The organism is Nocardia aegles (assembly GCF_052545135.1).
Genome location: NZ_JBQWRI010000001.1, coordinates 834,432 through 854,311, shown reverse-complemented (window position 1 = coordinate 854,311; position 19,880 = coordinate 834,432). Strand labels below are relative to the sequence as shown.

Annotated in this window: 17 protein-coding genes; 6 read left to right on the top strand and 11 right to left on the bottom strand. The window is 65.5% G+C overall.

Features of this window, described 5'->3' with window-relative positions:
* Positions 1 to 332: 332 nt before the first annotated feature.
* Positions 333 to 1,382 (bottom strand): 2,3-butanediol dehydrogenase, encoded by a 1,050-nt coding sequence (locus tag ACT89H_RS04140; protein WP_445107102.1) that lies wholly within the window; start codon positions 1,380 to 1,382, stop codon positions 333 to 335.
* Positions 1,383 to 2,293: 911 nt separating this feature from the next.
* Between ACT89H_RS04140 and ACT89H_RS04135 the strand changes: the two genes are divergently transcribed.
* Positions 2,294 to 3,379 (top strand): LppU/SCO3897 family protein, encoded by a 1,086-nt coding sequence (locus ACT89H_RS04135; RefSeq protein WP_445107101.1) that lies wholly within the window; start codon positions 2,294 to 2,296, stop codon positions 3,377 to 3,379.
* 174 nt (positions 3,380 to 3,553) lie between these two features.
* Here the strand turns inward: ACT89H_RS04135 and ACT89H_RS04130 are convergent, their stop codons facing one another.
* The 5 genes from ACT89H_RS04130 to ACT89H_RS04110 all read right to left on the bottom strand — a co-directional run bounded on the left by ACT89H_RS04130 (position 3,554) and on the right by ACT89H_RS04110 (position 9,528).
* Entirely contained in the window at positions 3,554 to 4,066 is a 513-nt protein-coding gene (locus ACT89H_RS04130; RefSeq protein ID WP_445107100.1) for a DUF3558 family protein, read from the bottom strand.
* Between the two features lie 677 nt (positions 4,067 to 4,743).
* Entirely contained in the window at positions 4,744 to 5,259 is a 516-nt protein-coding gene (locus tag ACT89H_RS04125) for an SCO family protein (protein ID WP_445107099.1), read from the bottom strand.
* Positions 5,256 to 6,878 carry a linalool dehydratase/isomerase domain-containing protein gene (locus ACT89H_RS04120; protein WP_445107098.1) on the bottom strand — a complete coding sequence of 541 codons (1,623 nt, stop codon included), beginning with the start codon at positions 6,876 to 6,878 and terminating at the stop codon, positions 5,256 to 5,258. Before ACT89H_RS04120 ends, ACT89H_RS04125 begins: the two co-directional genes overlap by 4 nt.
* Positions 6,879 to 6,931: 53 nt before the next feature.
* The gene (locus ACT89H_RS04115) at positions 6,932 to 8,035 is read right to left on the bottom strand and encodes an NAD(P)-dependent alcohol dehydrogenase (RefSeq protein WP_445107097.1); all 1,104 of its coding nucleotides are present in this window, start codon (positions 8,033 to 8,035) and stop codon (positions 6,932 to 6,934) included.
* Between the two features lie 32 nt (positions 8,036 to 8,067).
* Positions 8,068 to 9,528, bottom strand: a complete 1,461-nt coding sequence (locus ACT89H_RS04110; RefSeq protein WP_445107096.1) for an aldehyde dehydrogenase family protein — start codon at positions 9,526 to 9,528, stop codon at positions 8,068 to 8,070.
* Between the two features lie 348 nt (positions 9,529 to 9,876).
* Here ACT89H_RS04110 and ACT89H_RS04105 point away from each other — a divergent pair, with 348 nt between their 5' ends.
* The 3 genes from ACT89H_RS04105 to ACT89H_RS04095 all read left to right on the top strand — a co-directional run bounded on the left by ACT89H_RS04105 (position 9,877) and on the right by ACT89H_RS04095 (position 12,118).
* The gene (locus ACT89H_RS04105; protein ID WP_445107095.1) at positions 9,877 to 10,557 is read left to right on the top strand and encodes a hypothetical protein; all 681 of its coding nucleotides are present in this window, start codon (positions 9,877 to 9,879) and stop codon (positions 10,555 to 10,557) included.
* 299 nt (positions 10,558 to 10,856) lie between these two features.
* Entirely contained in the window at positions 10,857 to 11,879 is a 1,023-nt protein-coding gene (locus ACT89H_RS04100) for a zinc-dependent alcohol dehydrogenase family protein (RefSeq protein WP_445107094.1), read from the top strand.
* A 92-nt stretch (positions 11,880 to 11,971) separates the two neighbouring features.
* Entirely contained in the window at positions 11,972 to 12,118 is a 147-nt protein-coding gene (locus tag ACT89H_RS04095; RefSeq protein ID WP_445107093.1) for a hypothetical protein, read from the top strand.
* A gap of 119 nt (positions 12,119 to 12,237) precedes the next feature.
* Here the strand turns inward: ACT89H_RS04095 and ACT89H_RS04090 are convergent, their stop codons facing one another.
* On the bottom strand, positions 12,238 to 12,627 hold the full coding sequence (locus tag ACT89H_RS04090) for an RICIN domain-containing protein (RefSeq protein WP_445107092.1): 390 nt from the start codon (positions 12,625 to 12,627) through the stop codon (positions 12,238 to 12,240).
* 298 nt (positions 12,628 to 12,925) lie between these two features.
* On the opposite strand from ACT89H_RS04090, the gene ACT89H_RS04085 reads away from it, so the two are divergent.
* Positions 12,926 to 13,282 (top strand): hypothetical protein, encoded by a 357-nt coding sequence (locus ACT89H_RS04085; RefSeq protein WP_445107091.1) that lies wholly within the window; start codon positions 12,926 to 12,928, stop codon positions 13,280 to 13,282.
* A gap of 241 nt (positions 13,283 to 13,523) precedes the next feature.
* On the opposite strand, the gene ACT89H_RS04080 is transcribed toward ACT89H_RS04085, so the two are convergent.
* Genes ACT89H_RS04080 through ACT89H_RS04070 form a run of 3 tightly spaced genes read right to left on the bottom strand, consistent with a single transcriptional unit; the run spans position 13,524 to position 16,873 of the window.
* Entirely contained in the window at positions 13,524 to 14,657 is a 1,134-nt protein-coding gene (locus tag ACT89H_RS04080) for a hypothetical protein (protein ID WP_445107090.1), read from the bottom strand.
* Positions 14,654 to 15,241 carry a hypothetical protein gene (locus tag ACT89H_RS04075; RefSeq protein WP_445107089.1) on the bottom strand — a complete coding sequence of 196 codons (588 nt, stop codon included), beginning with the start codon at positions 15,239 to 15,241 and terminating at the stop codon, positions 14,654 to 14,656. Before ACT89H_RS04075 ends, ACT89H_RS04080 begins: the two co-directional genes overlap by 4 nt.
* A gap of 9 nt (positions 15,242 to 15,250) precedes the next feature.
* Positions 15,251 to 16,873 carry a VWA domain-containing protein gene (locus tag ACT89H_RS04070; RefSeq protein WP_445107088.1) on the bottom strand — a complete coding sequence of 541 codons (1,623 nt, stop codon included), beginning with the start codon at positions 16,871 to 16,873 and terminating at the stop codon, positions 15,251 to 15,253.
* A 412-nt stretch (positions 16,874 to 17,285) separates the two neighbouring features.
* Between ACT89H_RS04070 and ACT89H_RS04065 the strand changes: the two genes are divergently transcribed.
* Positions 17,286 to 18,818 (top strand): acyl-CoA synthetase, encoded by a 1,533-nt coding sequence (locus ACT89H_RS04065; RefSeq protein ID WP_445107087.1) that lies wholly within the window; start codon positions 17,286 to 17,288, stop codon positions 18,816 to 18,818.
* 12 nt (positions 18,819 to 18,830) lie between these two features.
* Here ACT89H_RS04065 and ACT89H_RS04060 read toward each other — a convergent pair whose 3' ends face one another.
* Positions 18,831 to 19,769, bottom strand: a complete 939-nt coding sequence (locus ACT89H_RS04060) for an alpha/beta fold hydrolase (protein WP_445107086.1) — start codon at positions 19,767 to 19,769, stop codon at positions 18,831 to 18,833.
* Positions 19,770 to 19,880 lie beyond the last annotated feature (111 nt).

Below are 19,880 nucleotides of genomic sequence, written 5' to 3'. Positions count from 1 at the left end.
CACTACGCGGGGGCAGATGCGGTGAATCCCACCACCGGATCGGAGGGATCTCGTGCCCAACTCACCAGCGGCAAAGCCTGGGCACTGGGTGATGCTGTCCTATCGCATGCCCGTGGTTACATTTCCCCTGCGTGAATGAGCCGGCACCACTGAAAGCACGCCCCTCCGACCGCACACGCACCGTCGGGTTCGCGCGGATCCTCGCCTGCTTCCTGAAGCCGGCACTATCGGATTCAGCGGCCCCATCACGGTGGTCGGCTATATGCGGCGCGACCTCGTCGAACAGTGGCGTCGGACGAAGTGGGGCACCACAGGGAATTTCCCAACTCGGGTCAGAGCTTTACCAATACTTTCATTCTGTTGCCTGCGCGCAGTTCGGCGAACCCTTCGACCAATTCATCCAGAGCAATCTCGGTGACCCATCCATCAGTGGAATATTTGCCGTCTTCCATAGCTTCGATGACGGAATCGAAATCGGATGGCAAGTAGGCCATGGATCCGGTGATGGTGGTTTCGGACTGCACGACGCCGGTTGCATCGAGTTGTGCCGGATGTTCGTGTAGTGCCACGATGACAAGATTTCCCGCCGGCACCAGATTCGCGAGTGACTGCTGCAACCCGATCGAAATTCCGGCTGCGTCGAATGCCACGTCAACGCCTCGCCCCGAGGTGAGGGCGCCGACTCGGTCGGCGAGACGCTCCGCTGCCGGGTCGACCAGATGATCGGCCCCGAGTGACGCGATCGCATCACGGCGGGCCGCGCTGGGTTCGGACACGATAATCTGCTCGATGCCATGCGCACGTAGTGCGAACCATATGCCGATTCCGATCGGTCCGGCACCGACGACCAGGGCCGACTGGCCGGGACGAATTCCGCTGCGCTCCACCGCGTGCCATCCGACTGCCATTGGTTCGACGAGCGCACCGAGTCGCAGGTCCACCGCAGGTGGCAGTTTGTGCAACATCGACGCAGGCACACATGTGTAACCAGCCATGCCACCGCCAACGGAACTCAAACCGTGGAACGCTATATTGCGGCAGATATTGTAAGCGCCACGATCGCAAGCAGAACAATCGCCGCAGTAATAGATCGGCCACACCACAGCTCGGTCGCCGACCTCGATACCGGTCACGTTGTCACCGATGTCGACCACGGTTCCCGAAAATTCGTGCCCGAGGATCTGCGGCAGAAGCGCACCGGTGATCGGGTGCGGCTTGGTGAAATCGACGCCCGAACTGTCCGGATTGTAGTAGACATGCAGATCCGAGCCGCAAATTCCAGAATACGCGTTTTTCAGCTTCACATACCCTGGAGCGACCTGCGGATCCGGGACCTCCTCTATGCGAACGTCTTCTTTCGAGTAGAATTGGGCCGCCTTCACGCGATCTTTCGCCTAACTGGTCGATTTGCAGCCATCGGGAGATTTTATGAAAATGTCCGGCTGCGGAGAACTTCTCTAATTTCTCGGTTGACGTGATATGTTAGCCGACAGAACATGAGCAGCGGAAGTATACGAAAGTGGACACCTTTAAGGTGTAGTGATCTTTGTGTCGACCAGTCGCTTACCGGCTCCAGTCAATTGCGCTGCGATCCCGCTGAGCCACGCGACCCGCACCCTCACGTACTCGGCTGGCCGGAGGCCGGCGGGCCATCCCCTGCTGCGTATTCCCGCTGTGAGCGCCTCGGTGTGGCGGCTGCTTCGCGCGGCTCGGGTCCGATCTCTCGCTTGCTCTCGCTGGGCGCGCTGGAAACGGCGCTGATCGTGGGGCGCGGCGTTGGCAGCGTGCCCGAGTGCGCAGTCGGCCGGCGGCCCTACACGCGACGCCGCGGCAAAACCGTTCACCTGGAACGACCAGCCAGCGCTTGCCGCCGCCCGCCTGCTTCTCGACCAACTCGGTATGCGTCCCGAACACCTATTCGACGCTCCACATGAAACCGGCTCAGCGTTTCCGATGAACAGGTCGACGCCGCATCAACGCTCGCCGCCGATCCGGCTGTTCCGGCCTTCGCCGCGTACGTGGCGTCGGTGGATGCGGCGGTGTCTGCGGGTTCGTTGCGGAACTATGGCCCGTATTGGCGTCGCTTGTCGAAACATGGGGCAGCCGTGCATATCGCGCCGTTGCCGGTGAGTTTGCCGCCCCCTCCGGCGGACGGCTAAGCTCTGCTTCTCCGTGATCGAGCGGGGATCGAAAACTGTTCTGTTCAGCCTCGGGGGACATCGTGCACGACGAGTGGCTCACTCATACCGATCAGACAACGACGTCTGCGTCCATGCAGCAGTCACAACAGGCGATGTCATTTCAACCGCTACCACTGGCGGAGCCTCCGCAGCCAGGGCCTGCGAAGCGATTCATCGGCCGCCACCGGCTCGCCCTCACGGCGGTCGCCTTCACGATGGGCGTCCTGCTCGCCGCTGCCGCCGTTCTGGTCGCCGCCCGACTGAACCACTCCACCGATATCGCGCTGGCCGTGAACGACTGCGTCGCAATCGAATCCGAGCGTCCGGTGGAATACGCCTGCACCGACGAGCGAGCCGGGTACCGGATCGCGGCACGCCAGGACATCGTGTGGCCGGTGGCATCCGCCTGCATGAAATTCCAGGACACCACCCAGGCGGTGCCCGAACCCGCTGCTGCGGGCGAACAGCCCGATACCGCACTGTGCCTGGCCCCGACCAGGTTCAACACCACCGATCCCGGCGCACTGCAGGCCGGTGATTGCATAGACGTACAGGGCGCGGGTGACTCGATAACCCGCGTCTCCTGCCGGCAGAGTCCGCACGGCTCTCGGGTCGTCGCCACCGAACTGCACCGCCAGATCCCCGTCACCGATCAGGCGTGCCGCGCGCATCCATCGGCGCGTCAAGCATTCGCCCATCCCTCACTGGGCGGACGAACACTGGTGGTGTGCGCCGCGCCGACCGATCCGAAAGACATCAGGAGCGCGGTGGTCGGCGATTGCACCGACCGAAACCTGAGCAGATTGATCTCGTGTGACAGTCCCGAGGCCACGCTACGGGCCCTCACGGTGAGAATGGTTTATGTACGGCCCGAATCGCCGAAGTGCCGTGATGTCTTCGGCGCGACCGCGTCCTCCATGACAGACACCGACAAGACCGATCTCGTCTTCACGGCCTGTTTCGGACCGGCCGATCAGAACGCCGCACTGTATTCCGTAGTCGGCGACTGCCTCTCGGTCAGCGGCACCGGACCCGCCTCGCGCTCGCATCGGATCGATTGCACCGATCCCGCAGCCACACACGACGTGATCGAACGGCACGAATCCCCCGACAAATACTGCCCGTCCGGGACGGAGTCGGTGATCACATGGGATGCCGGAGTAACAACCGGCGTAACGGTCTGCCTCGCACGTCGCTGAGTCCGACACGCGCGACGCACCCGGCACAGGTGTGACCGGCCGAAGGGCCATCGCCGGAACGCTCGTGTCGTCGGCGGCGGGGTGAGTATCTCTGCCGTCGCCGGGATTCGTCAAATGTCCCTGTAGCCGAGCGGTAGCCGCTCCGGCCGAACAGACACCGACCCTTTCGGCCGATCAGCGGCCACCGATGTTCGGTTCAAGGGTGGCGGCGACCTTTTGCGCTGGTGCGCATGTCTCCTCGTCGGGGTACCAGACCTCGACGGTCAGAACACCGGTGGCAGTACGGAGGTTGACCGCGCAGCCGAGCATGGTCTGCGGACCGACGTAAGCGTCGCGACCGTTGATCTTCGTGACGGCGGGGGCCTGACCGCCGGGGCTGTTGGCGACCGACTGCGCAGACGCGAGGTACCGCTCGTAGGTCCAGGGAAGAGCGAGCGCGTTGGGATGCTCGAGGTGCAAGGTGCCGGTACCGCCCGCCGAGGAGAACTGACACCTCACTGAGCGACCGGTGAGGGTCTCGACGGCCTTCTTCGTGCGCGGGTCGAACCCGGCGCTCCAGATCACTCTGTCCGTGATTTCCTTACATGGATCGAACATTCCGGTCGGCTTGCTCTCGGTGGCCGAACAGCCGCTCGAAGCGCCGAGCGCGATGACGGCGGTGACGACACCGGCCAGTAGCATCCGCATATATCCCTCGTAACACTGCTCGTACGCCGTTGCATCGAACCGGCCGAAGACGATCCGGCGCAACTGTACCGACCGCGCGGTCCTGCGTTCGACTCGGCAGGCTTCCCACCACGCCGGTGATTCCGTTCCGGCGGACTACTGCCTCGGCCGCCGACGCTATGGCAACGATTGCCAGCGCCAGTTCGGCAACCGCCACAACGGTTGCGACGGTCATAGCGGCCCGAGTCCATTCGCCGACCCTCGAGCCGTGGTGCACCGGATCGGCATGATCACTGCCGAGCAGTACATGAAATCCCAGCATGCCGGCGTTCATCGCGCCGGTTACCGCCCAGGCCCGCACGGACGCGTCGCGCCACAGCTCCCAGGCGCAGAACCCGCAGCCGAGGACCATGAACGTGATCAGCGCCGTTCCGAGCGACGAGTACAGCTGCGGGCCGTTGGGCATCAGCGCATGCGACGTCGCCGACACGGCGGCGAGTATCGCGCCGAATCGGCCCATCCCGGCCATCGGTCGATCAGACGTGGTGGTGACTGTGGGCGTCATGCCCGCTCCCTCGCAGAAGAAGAGGCCGGCGGCTCGGAGGGGCCGAGTACCGTGCGGGCACCCAACCGCCGGTGCACTGAGGTCCGGCGGCGCAGCAGCCACCTTCCGCCTCGCCGAGCCGCCGGCGTCATCATCACTGGAGTAGCGCGGACAGACGCTCGACCAACTCGTCTTCCTCGACGGCGTCGGTGAAATGTGTCAGATAGGCGCCGTCCCGGTCCAGGAGGTAGGTGAACGCCGAGTGCGGCATCTGGTAGTCGTCCGGGTCATCAGGATCCACGGCAATCGCCGAGAACACTCGAAAGGACTTCTTGGCCTGCTCCACTTGCTCTGCCGAACCGGTCAGGCCGGTGAAGCGCGGGTAGTCGGACTCTAGGTAGCGCTTCATCACCTCTGGAGTGTCGCGCTCGGGATCGACCGTGACATACAGCGGCTGCACCCGATCCGCGAGGGGACCCAGCCGGTCCAGCACGGCCGACAAGCGGCGCAACGCCCGCGGGCACACCATTTTGCAGTGCGTGAATCCGAAGAAGATCAGCAGGTGATGTCCGCGGTAGGTTCGTTCGCTCACCTCTCGACCGTCATGGTCGACGAGTTCGAACGCGCCGCTGATGTACCGGCGCACGGATGAACTCGAGTTCGTGTTCATCGCTGCGCCCTTTCGGCTGGTGATACCTCGAGCTCGAAGGTGCGCGGTGCGCCCACCGGGACACGGAGCGCGAGTCCTTCCGCGACGTGCTCGAGGTCGATGTCCCGGCCACCATCGGCAAGCCGACCGGCCTGCACCGGTTCGCCCGATCGGCCGGTCGCCAGCACCACGCCGTCTTCTCGCAGCGACCAATGCGCCCGGTCGACGACATTGCCGAGGATGATCGAACCGTCGCCGTTGCGATCATCGTGTCGCTGGATACGGAAGGTGAGTGTGCTCGAGTCGGACGCGAAACGGGCTCGGCTCACCTCGATGTCGTCGGCGACGACCGTCAAGGCGGGCTCGGTGAAATGCGCTGCGTGCCAGGGCTCGTTGTACAGCTTCCACAAGCCGTCCGGCACATTCAGCCGCGCGTAACCGAGCAGGGTGTTACCGGTGAGCGGCTCGACCTCGGTACGGTTGCCGTTCTCGTCGCTGCGGACATCGTTTCTCGGATAGTAGAGTCCGCCGTTGCGCCACGTGGGGTTCATATAGCGATCAGCGTGCGCGAGCAGGCCGTCGAGCGTCGCGCTGTCGCCCATTTCCGATGCCCACGCCGCGACCCAGCCGAAATCGCAGGTGTCGTTGACGACCTTACGGCCCATGACTTCCATGTCCGGGGCGAAGCCGACGGACTTCGTCCCGTCCGGGCCGTCCACCAGCAACTTCGCGACTTGCTCGGGATAGTGTGCCCGGACGAAGTCCCGGTTCCACATATTCATCATTGCCCCGCACCACGCGTCCACCCATGGCGCGGACAGCTCGTTGGGCACGACGGTGCGGGTGTCCTGTGTGAACAACATGTTGTACCGACCGGTCGAATCGAGCCGGCCCAGCTGCGACCACGCCCGCTCGTAACTGCGGGTGACCTCGGCGGCGACGTTGCCGCCGTACACCAGATCGTGCATGCGGAAGCCCAGGATGGCAGGCTGGTTGCAAATCTGGAACACGCAGTTGGGCTCACAGGCGACGCCGAGATAGCCGCTCTCGACCATCTGCCAGTAAACCTGCTCGTTGAGCGAATTCTCGTCGTACTCGAAGCGTTTCGGCTCACCGCCCCAGAAGAACGACCAGTGTTCGAAGGTCAGCGCGCCGGGCTGCGCGTAACGATCGTCGCCGAAGAGATAGTGATACATCAACGACAGCGACTGAACGTAGGCGCTGTACATGATGTTGTCCCGGGCGACCGGGTCCCACGCCTCGTGGAGCCGGTCCATCAGGTGCGCGTTGAACACATTGCCGCCGCGACTGGAGTCGCGCCAATACAGCCACACCTCGGGCAGCAGGATCTTGTCCATGATCCGTTCGAAAACCGGCTTGAACACGCCCGGGGCGTTCGGCAGCCGGTGCACGTGGGTGAGCGCCAGCGCGTACGCCATGTAGGCGAGCTGGAACCGGTATCCCCCGAAATCGTCCTGGCCGGTTGCCTTGCCCAGCATCAGCGACCAGTCGTTCGGCAGCTGACGGGACAGATTGTCGAAATGCCGGAGGTGGCCGAGTTGTTGCGCGGTCAATACGGCATCGGCCGCGGCGGCGCCTTCGGCCTGCACCGAATTCGGCTCGAGCTTCGACGAGGTCATTGTTGTTCCTTTCTGGCGAGCGAGCCCGGCCGGGTTCGCTCGCCAGCCACATCTCAGTTGTCGAAGGTCAGTACGGCTTTGATGACGTGGCCGTGATGAGCCGCGTCGATGGCCTTGTTGATGTCACCGAACGAGAAGGTGTCGATCAGTTTGTCGAAGGGGAAGCGGCCTTCTTTGTAGAGGCTGATCATGCGCGGAATGAATTCCGATGGCACCGAGTCGCCCTCGATGACGCCGACCAGCGACTTACCGAACAGCAGCTGCCCGTGGTCGATGGTGATCTCGTTCGGAATGCCTTGGAAACCCACGGTGGCGCACACGCCCGGGGTCTGGAGGCATTCCAGAGCGCTGCGCACCACCGCGGCGAAACCGATGCAGTCGACGGAGTAGTGCGCCCCGAGTCCGCCGGTGATGCTCCGGATCGCCTCGGCGGCGTCGACCTCGGACGAGTTCACGGTGTGGGTGGCGCCGAGTTCGGTCGCTTTCGCCAGTCGCGACGGCTGGATGTCCACGGCGATGATCGTGGCGCAGCCGGCGACCTTCGCGGCGAGCAACGCCGCGAGTCCCACGGAGCCGGCACCGAAAATCGCGATGGCGCTTCCGGGCCGTGGCTTCAGCGTGTTGAGCACCGCGCCTGCGCCGGTTTGGATTCCGCAACCCAGCGGGCCGAGCAGTTCCAGGGGCAGATCGTCGTCGACCTTGATCGCGTTCCGTTCGGTGACCACCGAGTGTTGTGCCCATGACGACTGCCCGAACCATGCGCCCAGCACGGGAGCACCGTCTTTGCTCAGCGGCGTGGTGCCGTCCAGCCGGCTGCCGACCATGTTCAAGCCGAGGAAGTCCCGGCAGTGCTGCGGGACGGCGTTCACACAGTTGTCACACTTTCCGCACGAACTGTAGGTGAGCACCACGCGATCACCTGGAGCCAACGTGGTGACTTCGGAGCCGACCTGTTCGACCACACCGGAACCTTCGTGTCCCAACACGATCGGAGTCTGGCCCGCACCCGGCGCGGCGATCACGCCCAGGTCCGTATGACAGACCCCCGAGCCGACCATCTCGACCAGCACCTCCTTCGGTCCCAATGGAGCGATGTCCACCTCCTCGATGGTCACCGGTGTAGCGGCCGAATGCAGGATTGCTGCTGTCGATTTCACTTCTGTTCCTCAGTTCCTGTCCTTCTCGCGCGTCAGGACACCACACCGGCCACCTTGTTCAAGGTGATCGTCTGGTGGTTGGTGTACTCGGCCAGTCCGTGCAGCGAGTTCTCCGCGCCGATGCCGGACTGCTTGTGGCCGCCGAACACCTGGTGGGGAGAGTACTGGTGCACCTCGTTCAACCACACCGTCCCGGCCTCCAGCCGCTTGCCGATCCGTTCGACCGCCGCCAGGTCCGCGCCCCAGACGGTGGCACCGAGACCCCACAGCGTGTCGTTGGCGCGGGCGACGACATCGTCCTCGTCCGACCACCGCAGCAGCGGCAGGATGGGACCGAATGGCTCCTCGACGACGAGACGCGAATCCTCCGGCGGGCAGTCGACGATCGTTACCGGCACGAACCATCCCGGCGCGGCCGGATCGATTTTCCCACCCAGGGCAAACGTGTAGCCGTTGGCGGCGCAGTCGTCGAAGTACTCCATCACCTTGTGGTACTGCGGCTCGTTCTGAATCGGGCCCAGCTGAGTCTCGGCATTCGCGCCGTCGCCGACGACGACGGTCCGCGCGAAAGCCACCAGCTCGTCGCGCACGGCCTCGTAGACGCTGTCGTGGATGTATACCCGCTTCGCGGCGTTGCAGAACTGTGCGTTGTTCTGGAATGCCGCCCAGAACAACTGCGGCGCAATCTTTTTCGGATCGACATCACCCAGCACGATGGCCGGATCGTTACCGCCGAGTTCCAGAGTGATCCGCTTCAGCGTGCCGGCAGCCGAGCGCATGACATGCTTGCCGGTCTCGGTGCTGCCGGTGAACGCGATCTTCGCGATACCTTCGTGCGCGGTGATCCACTTGCCGAGTTCGTCGTCGCCGCTCAAGGCACTGAGCACACCCGGCGGCAGCAGATCCTGGACCAGTTCGACCAGCTTCAGATCACACAGCGGCGTGAACGGTGACGGCTTGACGATCATCGTATTTCCGGCCACCAGCGCCGGCGCGATCTTCCACACCGCCAGCAGGATGGGGAAGTTCCACGGCACGATCGCACCCACCACGCCCAGCGGAGTGTGGCGGCTGATCACCCGCCGTTCGGTGGAGTCTTCGAGCACTTCCTCCGGCAGCGACTGCTTCGCGATCTCACGGAACCAGGCAACCGAGCCGAGAACCTCCCATTCGGCCATCGCCCGCGGTTTGCCCTGCTCTGCGGTCAGCAGCGCCATGAACTCTTCGGCATGCTCCTCGAGCCGGTCGCCGATCGCGGACACGACAGCCTGCCGCTCGGCCAGCGGCGTGGCCGACCAGCCGACGAACGCAGCGCGCGCCGCCTCGACCGCCCGGTCCAGATCCTCCCGCGTGGCCACGGGGACCTGCGCTATCACCGAGCGTGTGGCCGGATTGTACACGTCCGCGACGCTGGTTCCGGACACGGATTCGCCGTCGATGGTCATGACGAAATCGCTATCGACGCCGACACGGACGCTGTTTCCGACTGTCACCGTTCGCTCCTTTGCTAGGTAGATCACATCTACAACGTGACTGCGTCAATGCTGCCGCGCGAGCGACACGAATCACTGTTCCGATTCCGAACGCTTTTGGACGTCACCCAGCAAACTTTTCGCAAGTTGTGTAGACCACAGTGGAAGGTCAGGTGGTCCTCAATCCAGCCTGGGACGAGTGAACTCATGAACGCCAACCCGCATTTGCACCGTCGATACCCGCGATAGCGGACGCTGCGCCACCTCGTCCGGCCTCGACCCGGGTGCTCCCGTTTCGCTCCATCCCGCCCGGCGGCAGTCCGCCGCGGGCGTGCTGAGCGTGTCGGATGCCGTCGTTAATCTGCGGGTATGGTCAACCCCGATACGGCACTGCGCCGCCTTCTGCGCGAAACAGGAAAACTGCTCCAGCCGTACGGGTTCCACGGCACCGAACCCACCTGGACGCGAGTCGAAGCGCGCGGCGTCGCCTCCGTCGGCCGCACCCGGGTCACCCGCACATGGACCGACGGACAACAAGTCCTCGGCTTCGGGCTGACTTTGACGGCCACCCCCACCTCGTGGTGGCAGTACTGCAATTGGCGCAACGCCCGTCTGGGGCTGCCCCGCGTACCGATGGAATCGGCCACCGGCCCCGGCCTGATCGACACCCACTCACTGCCCGATGAACTGACCACGCCCTGGACCCTGCGGGTCGACTCGGCACAACCTGGTCAGCACGCGCTGCAATCGGACATCGACACCATCCGCGACCAACTTCCGCGCCGCGTACACGCCTACGCCCGCAGAGCGCTACGCCTGCTGGAAGCCGATCGCTACCTCGAGGAACTGACGGCCCGGCCCGATCCCGGAATCCGGACTCGAGCAGCGATCATCGTCTTGCTCGCCGACCGCGGACCGGGACCGCACCTCGACGATGCGATACGCCGCTTCCGGCAATGCACCGCGGCACCGGACACCTCCGCCTACGCGGAGGATGCCATCACGTACGCACGCACCCGAACAGCGGTCGGCGAAGTCGTCATCGAGTGATGGGTTCCGGATCTCGGTGAGGCCGGCGATCACTCCGCCGATGCCGGGAGGCGGAGGAATCGGGCGCGGGCCCAGGAGCGAGTATCTGCCGGCGCCGAGCGGAGGGTGAACCGAGTTCCGGTGGCGTGGCCCGCTGGTGCATCCACCGAGCGGGCCTCCCTCGCGGCGCGGGTCAGGGGTGGAGCCGGCACTGCCCCTTCGGCAGCAACATTTGGTTGCCAGGTGTGAGCCGAGGTGTCAGCGGTATCCCGCACGGAGCCGATCGATAACGGACATCGTCTGTGAAGGAGGACCGGATCATGCGCGGAGTCGTCCTGCATGCCCCCGGTGACGTGCGCGTCGAGCAGCGGGAGGACCCGCGGATCGTCGAGTCCACCGACGCGGTCATCAGCATCACCGCGACCTGTATCTGCGGGTCGGACCTGTGGCCCTACCGCGGCATCGAAAAGTTGAAGGGGCCCACCCCGATGGGCCACGAATACGTCGGCGTGGTCGCCGAGATCGGGCCGGAAGTGACGACCCTCGAAGTCGGCGACTTCGTCGTCGGTTCCTTCTTCGCCTCCGACAACACCTGCGAGATCTGCCGGGCCGGCTATCAGAGCCGCTGCGTGCACAACGTACCGATCGGAATGATCGGCACGCAGGCCGAGCGGGCCCGCATCCCGCTGGCCGACGGCACGCTCGTCGTGGTCCCCGCCACGCCGACGCCGGAGCAGATCCCGCACCTGCTCGCCGCCTCCGACGTGCTCGGCACCGGCTGGTTCGGCGCCGTGGCCGCCGAGGCGGGTCCCGGCAAGACCGTCGCGGTCGTGGGAGACGGCGCGGTCGGGTTGCTGGCCACGCTGGCCGCCAGGCAGCTGGGCGCCGACCGCGTCATCGTCATGAGCCGCCACGCCGACCGCCAGGCTCTGGCTCGCAAATTCGGCGCCACCGATATCGTCGCCGAACGCGGTGACGCCGGTGTGGCCAGGATCAAGGACCTCACCGGCGGGCTGGGCGCGCATTCGGTCGTCGAAGCCGTCGGCACCCAGGAATCGATGGAACAGGCCATCCGGTCGGCTCGCGCCGGCGGGCACGTCGGCTACGTCGGAGTCAGCCACGATGTCGCGCTCGACGGCATGGAGCTGTTCTTCTCCGGCGTACACCTGCACGGCGGTCCTGCCCCGGTGCGCCGCTTCCTGCCGGAATTGATCGACCTCATCCTGCGCGGCGACATCCATCCCGGCGAGGTCTTCGACCGCACGCTGCCGCTCGAGGAAGCCGCCGAAGGCTATCGCGCGATGGACCAGCGCCGCGCCACCAAAGTCCTGCTCAGCCTGTGACACCTCGCCCTGTCAGTCATTCCGCACGGTTCGCGGTGCAGATGCGGTTCCCCATCGCGCGTGAAGACGACATCGGTGGGTAGGCCACGAACGTGACCGAACCAGGAAACAAGAAGGCACCCGAGCTGGGCGACCCGACCGATACCACTCACCCCGACGACATGGATCTCGAAACTTACGAAACTCCGCGGAACGAAGACCCCAACGAGGAGGCCGACGCGATGGAGCCGCCCGACTGAGCACCGTTTCGGCGCCGGGAATACGACTCGTCTCGCGGTGGTCCGTGTGCTCGATACGCGTGTACGTGGATACGTCCGAGATTCGGCCCAGCCGGGCAACCGAGCCCCAACCGGTGATGTCACACCTTACGGAATATCCACTTCTCCCGATCACTTTCCCGGTTGATCAACAGCTGCGGGCGGCCGTTCCCGATAACGCCGATGACGAATTCGTCGTCGCTGGTCGCGATCGGCGAGATCTCCGGGAACTCCGGCATGTCCCAGCCATAATGCTCGTCGCTGCACAGCAGCCGCCCATTCGCGCGGATCGCCGCGAGGTGGCCGCCGGTTTTCTTGTTGACAATGTCGAAATCGCCCTCTTCGGGATTGACCGGACAGGTCCACAGCTGCGCGTCGTCGTCGGCGGCACGCTGCCGCATGGTCACGCTGTCCGCGTTGCCGTCGACCGCGAGTGCCTGGCCGGTCTCGTAGTTGATGATCTGGTATGTCGTGGCAGTCTTTTCGGCCATGGTCTCGTCCTCACTGTGTGAGCGCACCGCTACCGGGCTCGACACCGCCCGTGACGCTGCGCTGATCTCGTAGTCGTCGTCCAAGGCGAATCACCACCAGCAAGTACACCAGAAACGGCCGCACACCGGAGCGGATTTCCTCAGCTGGATCCCGAGCACCGTCTCCGCTCCTCGATGCGGAAGTAATTCATCCGAAAGAGATGAGGGAAGTCCCGGCCGCGAATTCATATGCTGCACCGGGGACCGTGGTGCACACCATCGATTCCCGTCGAACGCACGACCTGAAGGGAGACGACCGATGACCGATACCGGCATGGGTGCCAAGCAAAAGATCGTGCCTTTGTCCTCGCTGACCGGGCAACCGCAGGCCCAGAAGAGCTCGCCCGGCTGGTACAAGTTGTACAACGACACCGACGTGTATGTTTCGGTCTACCGGCAGGAATGGGACAAGCCCAAATCGCTGTTCATTCTCGCCCCCGGCCAGACCAGCTCGGAGTACGAGGCCGGCCACGAGATCTACATCCTGTGGATCACGAATGTCGGCACCGAGTCGACGCCGATCACCTGGGATGGTTCCGGCGGCTTCAGCTGCGAGTACGTGTGGAGCGGTTACACGCAAGCGAACCAGGTGAACAACGTGAGCTCGTTCGGGTAGGCGGCGCGGTGAAGGCGCCGCACTATCGAACTCCCGAACTGGTCACCGTGCCGGACCCGGACCCGGGCAGGTGCTGCTGAAGGTCTCGGCGGCGGGCGTACGGCACTCCGGCATCGCCGATCCGGATTGCGGAGAATTCGCGGCGGGTCAGCTGAACCGCGCGCGTGAAGCACCGGGAGACGGGTTGCGGCCCACCAGAATCCTCGACGTGCGTCGCGAACTGCCCGAGGACGCCCGGCGCTCAGGAGCACTGGCCATCGCGGACGCAGGCGAGCAGGAGCTGGGTGATGTCGGCTCTCGGGGGCGTCGTGGAGCGCGGCTGGGTGGCCAACGGGATCTGCGCGAAGTCGGCGGTGTGCGCCGCGCCGAGCTGGGTGGCGGAGCGGAAACCGTACCGCTTCCAGGCGATCGACTGGATCTTCGGATCCTGGAGTGCCGTGATCAGCCGCTGCGCGGGAGCGGTGAGGGTGAGGATCGGATTGCTGTTGAAGATGGTCGGGTCCGGGTACAGCAGCCGGGCGTTTGCCAGCAGTGCCTCGGTGGCGGAGCCGTTGTCGCGGTAGCCGGCCAGCTGTTGCAGGATCTGGTTCTCGTATCCGGCGTACAACAAGGCCGCCCCTTGGATGAGCCATTCCCGGAAACCGCCGTCGGAACTGTCGGACTGCAGACCCTGCGCGTCGTAGAGGCCGCGGACAGCCGGCAGTCCGGACCTGGCCTCGGTGACCGTGGGCGGCTGGAACACATCACCCGATGCGATGACCGTCAATTCCAATTGCATCAGCGTGAAACCGGAGTTCGAGGATTTCGGGTCCGTACTGGTGATCCGAATGGGACCGGCGAGGTCGGACGCGCCCAGCGCCGACCACTTCTGCTTGGGCAGGACGAAGTCGAGCAGCAGGCGCTTGAAATCCACGATGTAGTAGCTGTTGTCGCGGCGCGCCACGATCCCCGCGCGTACGAGCGCGTCGGTGGCGGCCGCGCCCGCGTAGATCACTTCCGGGGTCTCCAGCACCGATTCGGCGCGGTAATCCGGGAATGCGGCGGTGTCGTGAGACGCCTCGAACACGCTGCGGGCACTCGCCGAAGACGGCCACAGGCAGTCGATCTTCTGATTGCGCAGCTGGTCGGTGGGTAGCTGCGCCAGCTCGTAGGAGCCGCGTTTGTCGAAGCGCACCTCGAGTCCGTACTCGTCGCGCAAGATGGCACGGACTTCGCTGTCGGCCATGAGCGAGGACTTCTCGGACCCGCCCAGGCAGGTGAGCTGCCGGGGGGCGGCCGGGGTGTCGTCGGAGCCGCGGATCACCACGACGCCCACAGCAATGGCGATCACGGCGACCACGACCGCGATGACGACGGGGAGACGGGATCTGTTCATCGCTCCTCGCTCGGGGGAAGCTGCAAAGGATTCATGAGTTCCAGGTGGGCCAGGTCCCGGAAGAAGGACGCCAGATCGGCCTCACCGACCTGCTCGGCGCTCTGCGCGGCGAACGCTTCGAAACCGGCGAGCGCGCCTCGGCTACGGATCAGCAGCGCCTCGGCGTCACGGTAGGCCGACGGGCGGTCCTGGATCTCCACATATCGCCGCAGCGCCGATTCCACACTGACCAGGTAGTCCAGCAGTTTGTTCGCGGTCATGGAAAGGCTTGCGGGATCGACGGTCTCGGTGTGCTCCACGAGGCGCGGAATGGTGTCGCAGGCGCGCAGCAGTGCGGCGCGTGTGTCGGTATCCGTGACGCGCGCGGCCAGCGCCGCCACCCGCTGGTTGGTCTCCGATACTCGTCGCGTCAGTCGTCTACGCCGAGCGACGGCCGCGAGCGATTGTCCGGCGACACCGGTGAGCACGGCAGCGCCGACCGCGACCAGCGCCGCACCGAGCGGCGATCCGAGCACGGCATACAGACCGAGGAAAGCGGAGACGAGCACGACCAGCGCCGCGACCACGGCGGCATTACCCGGCACCGGCCCCTCCTACCGGTAGCCGGTGGCCTGGCGCAACGCCGCCACCATATCGTCGGTGGTGATATACGACCCGCCGGTGCGCTCGGCGATCGTCCGGAGTGTGTTCTCTTGTACCGCCGAGCCGAATCCGATGACCACTACGGGGACTCCGGTGCGGGCGATGTCGTCGAGTCCTCGGCCGCCTTCGGTGTCGGCGCCGTCGGTCATCAGGATGACGAGACGTTTGCGATTCGGATCGGCCACCCGCGGGAACTGGTCGGCTGCGGCGCCGAGGCAGCGGTAGATGCCGGTGTTGCCGCCCGGCTTGCGGGAACGAACGGAGTCGCGCAGGCTCCGCAACTCCGGCGTCGCATTGCCGCTGGTCCAGTGCGCCGGGGCGGTGATGTCATCGAACAGCAGCACCGCGGTCCGGTCGTTCGGACCGATCTGGAGCAGATATTTCCTCGACTGCACCGGATCGAACAGCAGATCGACGGCCCGCTGCACCCCGTCCCAGCCGCCGTTGCCGGCCATGCTGCCGGAGGCGTCGATACAGTAGATCAGGTCGGTGGGGGTGCGATAGACGGTCTGGTAGTTCTCCAGCGCGGCGTCGATGACCGGAGCGGCCGGATACGTGATCGGCTGCTCGGTGATCGTCGCGCGGATGCCCCACGCCGGATCGAAGACCGCGCGCGGTGCGCCGGGCAGCGACAACCCGATGCTGGTGATCGGCCGCCGCCCCAGCTGCACCAGACGCTGCTGGGTATCCGCCGCAAGCAAGAAGTCTTGCAACTTACGGAAATTCGCCAGCTTCCCCGGATTGTCGCCGTGTGGCAGGAATCCCAGCGGGGCGTCCGAGATCGCGAGCACGCCCTTGGGGTAGATGACGTACAGCGGTTCCTTGCCCGCGCGCACCAGTTCCTGGTTGCGCTCGATCACCAGATCCTCGTAGGTGAACATGGTCTTGCACTGCCGGGGTGCGGCCAGGCATTCGTCCATGAGCAGTCCGGTGGACGGCGGTGTCTTACCGAAAGCCCGTGTGAGCCGCGTGATCCCGGTGCGCACCTGCTCCGAATCGAGTTGCGCCCGGGTCAGCGGCACACCTGGATCGTTGCCCGCGAAGTAGTTGAGGAAGCCGAGCAGCACGGTTGCGCCCGAGTTCGACTGGGTCGGATTCGTCATCCAGGTCGTGGTCTTCTTCGCCTCGACCGCCGCGAGGATCTCCTCGACGCCCACATCCCGTCCGGTGAATCCCAGCGCGTCCAACTCACTGCGCGGACCGGCGAACACCAGTGGTGTGCTGAACATGGGTTGCACCTGCTGCAGGCGGTGCCCGGTGTCACCCAACTGCTGGAAAACACTACTGGCGAACCAGAATCCGTCGTAGGGCGCGTCCCCGGACTCCAGCAGCCGGGCTTGGTCCACCGATCCCAGCCGGGTCATGGTGCAGGTCAGTTTCTGTTCCCGGCACCACGGCTGCACGACCTGCGCGAACACCGCATCGTGTTCGGAGCCCGCCACGATGTTCAGCACACCCGCATCGGGGTTGTACTCGCTGACCGGACCGGACGTGCGATCCTCCCCGCAACCCGATAGCAGAGCGCACAGCGTGAAAACGACTACGACAAGCACTGATGTGCGGCGATATGGCAATTCGCCACCTTCCCCTCGATGAGGCGATCGTAAACGCAGCCGAGAGCGGAAACAGTGAACTAGCAGTAACGTCCAGGCGAATCCTCATCTTTGCCGCGATCGCCGAACCGAGTGCCGCGTCCACTTCAGGGACCATCCGCAGGTGACTTTCGCGATCCAGGTGCGGGTTGCGCCGGCGCAGCCGAGTTCGCCCCAACGCAGTCGGACCGGCCGGCCACCGCTCCCGCGCGGAGACCACTGGTGCGCAGTGCGAATCTGGTGAAAATCCCAGAACCGTCGTTTACTTTCGGCTATCGTCGGCGGCAGAGCACCCGCTCTGCGGGACACCGGGGATACCGGCGCGGGATCCCGGAGTGCCCGCGCAGGCCCGGGCGGCCGGACCCACGACCGCCCTGTTCCACCGAGGAGCCGCATGTACCCCGGCGCACACGTCGACCGATTCCCAGACAAACCTGCTGTTACCGTCGTCGAGAGCGGCGAAACGCTGACCTACCGGGAACTCGAGGAGAACTCGGTCCGACTGGCCCGGCATCTGCGCGACGCGGGGCTGCGCAAGGGCGATCACGTCGCGCTGCTGTCCGGGAACGACCCGAAGATCTACGAGGTCTACTGGGCGGCATTGCGAACCGGTCTTTACATCACCGCGGTCGACCGGCATCTGTCCCCCGGCGAGATCAGCTACATCGTCAACGACTGCGGGGCCAGGGCGCTGATCGTATCGGCCGGTCTCGCCGACGCCGCCGAGCAGGTCGTCCCGCAGACACCCGCGGTCGAGATCCGCCTCGCCTTCGGCGGCCCGGTACCGGGATACAAGTCCTACGAGGAGGCCAGGGCGGCGGCCTCGCCCGAACCACTCCCGGACCAGCCGCGCGGCGCGGACATGCTCTATTCCTCCGGCACCACCGGGCGACCCAAGGGGATCCAACAGCCGCTGCCGGAGCGGCAGGTCGGCGATGCGCCCGGTGACACGTACACAGCGATCTTCGGACCGCTCTACGGATTCGACACCGAGACCGTCTACCTCTCCCCCGCCCCGCTCTATCATGCCGCGCCGCTGCGCTTCGGCGGCATTATCCACGCGCTGGGCGGAACGCTCGTGATCATGGAGAAGTTCGACGCCGAACGGGCCTTGGCCGCGATCGAGCGCTACCGAGTGACCCATAGCCAATGGGTGCCGACCATGTTCGTCCGGATGTTGAAACTCGACGAGGCCGTCCGCGCCCGCTACGACGTGTCCAGCCTGCGTGTCGCCGTGCACGCGGCCGCACCGTGTCCGGTCGACGGGAAGCGGGCGATGATCGACTGGTGGGGCCCGATCCTGTACGAGTACTACGCCTCGACGGAAGCCAACGGCGCCACCTTCATCGACAGCGAGCAATGGTTGCGCAAGCCCGGTTCGGTCGGGACGGCCGGTCTCGGCATTATCCGGGTGTGCGGCGACGACGGCGCGGAACTGCCCACCGGCGAGATCGGCACCATCTACTTCGAACGCGACGAGGCCCCCTTCGTTTATCACAACGACCCCGCGAAGACGGCCGAGGCGGTCCATCCGAACCACCCGACCTGGACCACCACCGGCGACATCGGCTATGTCGACGAGGACGGCTATCTGTTCCTCACCGACCGCAAAGCCTTCATGATCATCTCCGGCGGCGTGAACATCTACCCGCAGGAGATCGAGGACGCGCTCGCCCTGCATCCCAAGGTGCTCGACGTGGCGGTGATCGGCGTACCCGATGCGGAGATGGGCGAATCGGTGAAGGCCGTCGTCCAACCCGCCCCGGGTGCCGAGCCCGGCACCGCCCTGGCCGCGGAGCTGCGCGATTATCTGCGCGACCGTATCGCCCACTACAAGGTGCCGCGGAGTTTCGACTTCGCCGACGATCTGCCCCGGACGCCCACCGGGAAGCTGGTCAAGGGCAAACTCCGCCAGCGCTACCTGTGAGGTTCCCGGGCGTTACGCCGCGGAGGTGAGGTCGGCGCGCTCGCCTGCGCGCGTCATCAGGCGCGCGACGGCCGCCGCCACCAGGCCGGGCTGCTCCAGGATCACGGAGTGACCGGCGCTCTCGACGATCACGAAGTCCGAGTACTCGACTGCGGCGGCCATCGCGACGGAATGCGACGGGGGTGTCATCAGGTCGGCGGAGCCGCACAGCACCAGCGTGGGGATCCTGGAGAGCAGCGCTAGCGCGTCGGTTCGGTCGTAGACCATGAGGTCGCTCAAGAAGCTCGCCATCGTGACGATCGGCGTCTCGTTGCGCATCGCGTTGGCGAGTGCGAGCACGCGTGGGCTCACCGTGCGATCACCGAATTCCGCGGTACGGACCAGCGGGGCGAACAGCTGACAGGCCAGCAGCTTCGCCCGGTGCATCGCTCCCGGCGCGAGTCGGACGGCGGCCTGGAACGCGGACACGACCGGGTTGCGCAGGAGACGGCCGAATCCGACGTCGGTGAGGCCCCCGGCGGCGGTCGCGAGCAGGGCGACTCCGACGACGCGGGTGCCGATCTCATGCGGATTCTGGCCGGCGTAGGTCAGCGCGGTCATGCCACCCATCGAATGGCCGACGAGGACGACCGGTCCGGTCGGGGCGACGACGTCGAGCACCTCGCGCAGGTCCCGGCCGAGTTGGTCGACGTTGTAGGTCCGCCGTGGCGCTGCGGCGGACTCGCCGTGGCCGCGGTGGTCGTAGCAGACGATCCTGGCGCCGGCGTATCGGCGCAGCAGCTCGGCGCGAACGTAGGTCCAGGACTCACTGCGCAGGCAATGTCCGTGCAATAGCACGACGGTGAGGTCCGCATTTCTCGGGCCGTATTCGCGGACCGCGAGCGCCACGCCGTCTTCGGTCCAGACCGTGGCACGCCGTTCCGCCTCGGCGGCGATTGTGAGAGTCGACATGGGATGCTCCGGTTCACTGGCGATGACTCGTCCTACTCTCCGCCGTATACGTCGCCGTCAGCAGGCCCCCGAGTGCTGAGCTCCGATCCCCAAGGGGTATGCCGATCACCA

What these genes read in the sequence shown, in the direction of transcription:
- ACT89H_RS04135 (WP_445107101.1), top strand. Translation starts at nt 2,294, where the DNA reads ATGTCATTTCAACCGCTACCACTGGCGGAGCCTCCGCAGCCAGGGCCT.
- ACT89H_RS04130 (WP_445107100.1), bottom strand. Translation starts at nt 4,066, where the DNA reads ATGCGGATGCTACTGGCCGGTGTCGTCACCGCCGTCATCGCGCTCGGC.
- ACT89H_RS04125 (WP_445107099.1), bottom strand. Translation starts at nt 5,259, where the DNA reads ATGAACACGAACTCGAGTTCATCCGTGCGCCGGTACATCAGCGGCGCG.
- ACT89H_RS04120 (WP_445107098.1), bottom strand. Translation starts at nt 6,878, where the DNA reads ATGACCTCGTCGAAGCTCGAGCCGAATTCGGTGCAGGCCGAAGGCGCC.
- ACT89H_RS04105 (WP_445107095.1), top strand. Translation starts at nt 9,877, where the DNA reads ATGGTCAACCCCGATACGGCACTGCGCCGCCTTCTGCGCGAAACAGGA.
- ACT89H_RS04100 (WP_445107094.1), top strand. Translation starts at nt 10,857, where the DNA reads ATGCGCGGAGTCGTCCTGCATGCCCCCGGTGACGTGCGCGTCGAGCAG.
- ACT89H_RS04090 (WP_445107092.1), bottom strand. Translation starts at nt 12,627, where the DNA reads ATGGCCGAAAAGACTGCCACGACATACCAGATCATCAACTACGAGACC.
- ACT89H_RS04085 (WP_445107091.1), top strand. Translation starts at nt 12,926, where the DNA reads ATGACCGATACCGGCATGGGTGCCAAGCAAAAGATCGTGCCTTTGTCC.
- ACT89H_RS04080 (WP_445107090.1), bottom strand. Translation starts at nt 14,657, where the DNA reads ATGAACAGATCCCGTCTCCCCGTCGTCATCGCGGTCGTGGTCGCCGTG.
- ACT89H_RS04065 (WP_445107087.1), top strand. Translation starts at nt 17,286, where the DNA reads ATGTACCCCGGCGCACACGTCGACCGATTCCCAGACAAACCTGCTGTT.
- ACT89H_RS04060 (WP_445107086.1), bottom strand. Translation starts at nt 19,769, where the DNA reads ATGTCGACTCTCACAATCGCCGCCGAGGCGGAACGGCGTGCCACGGTC.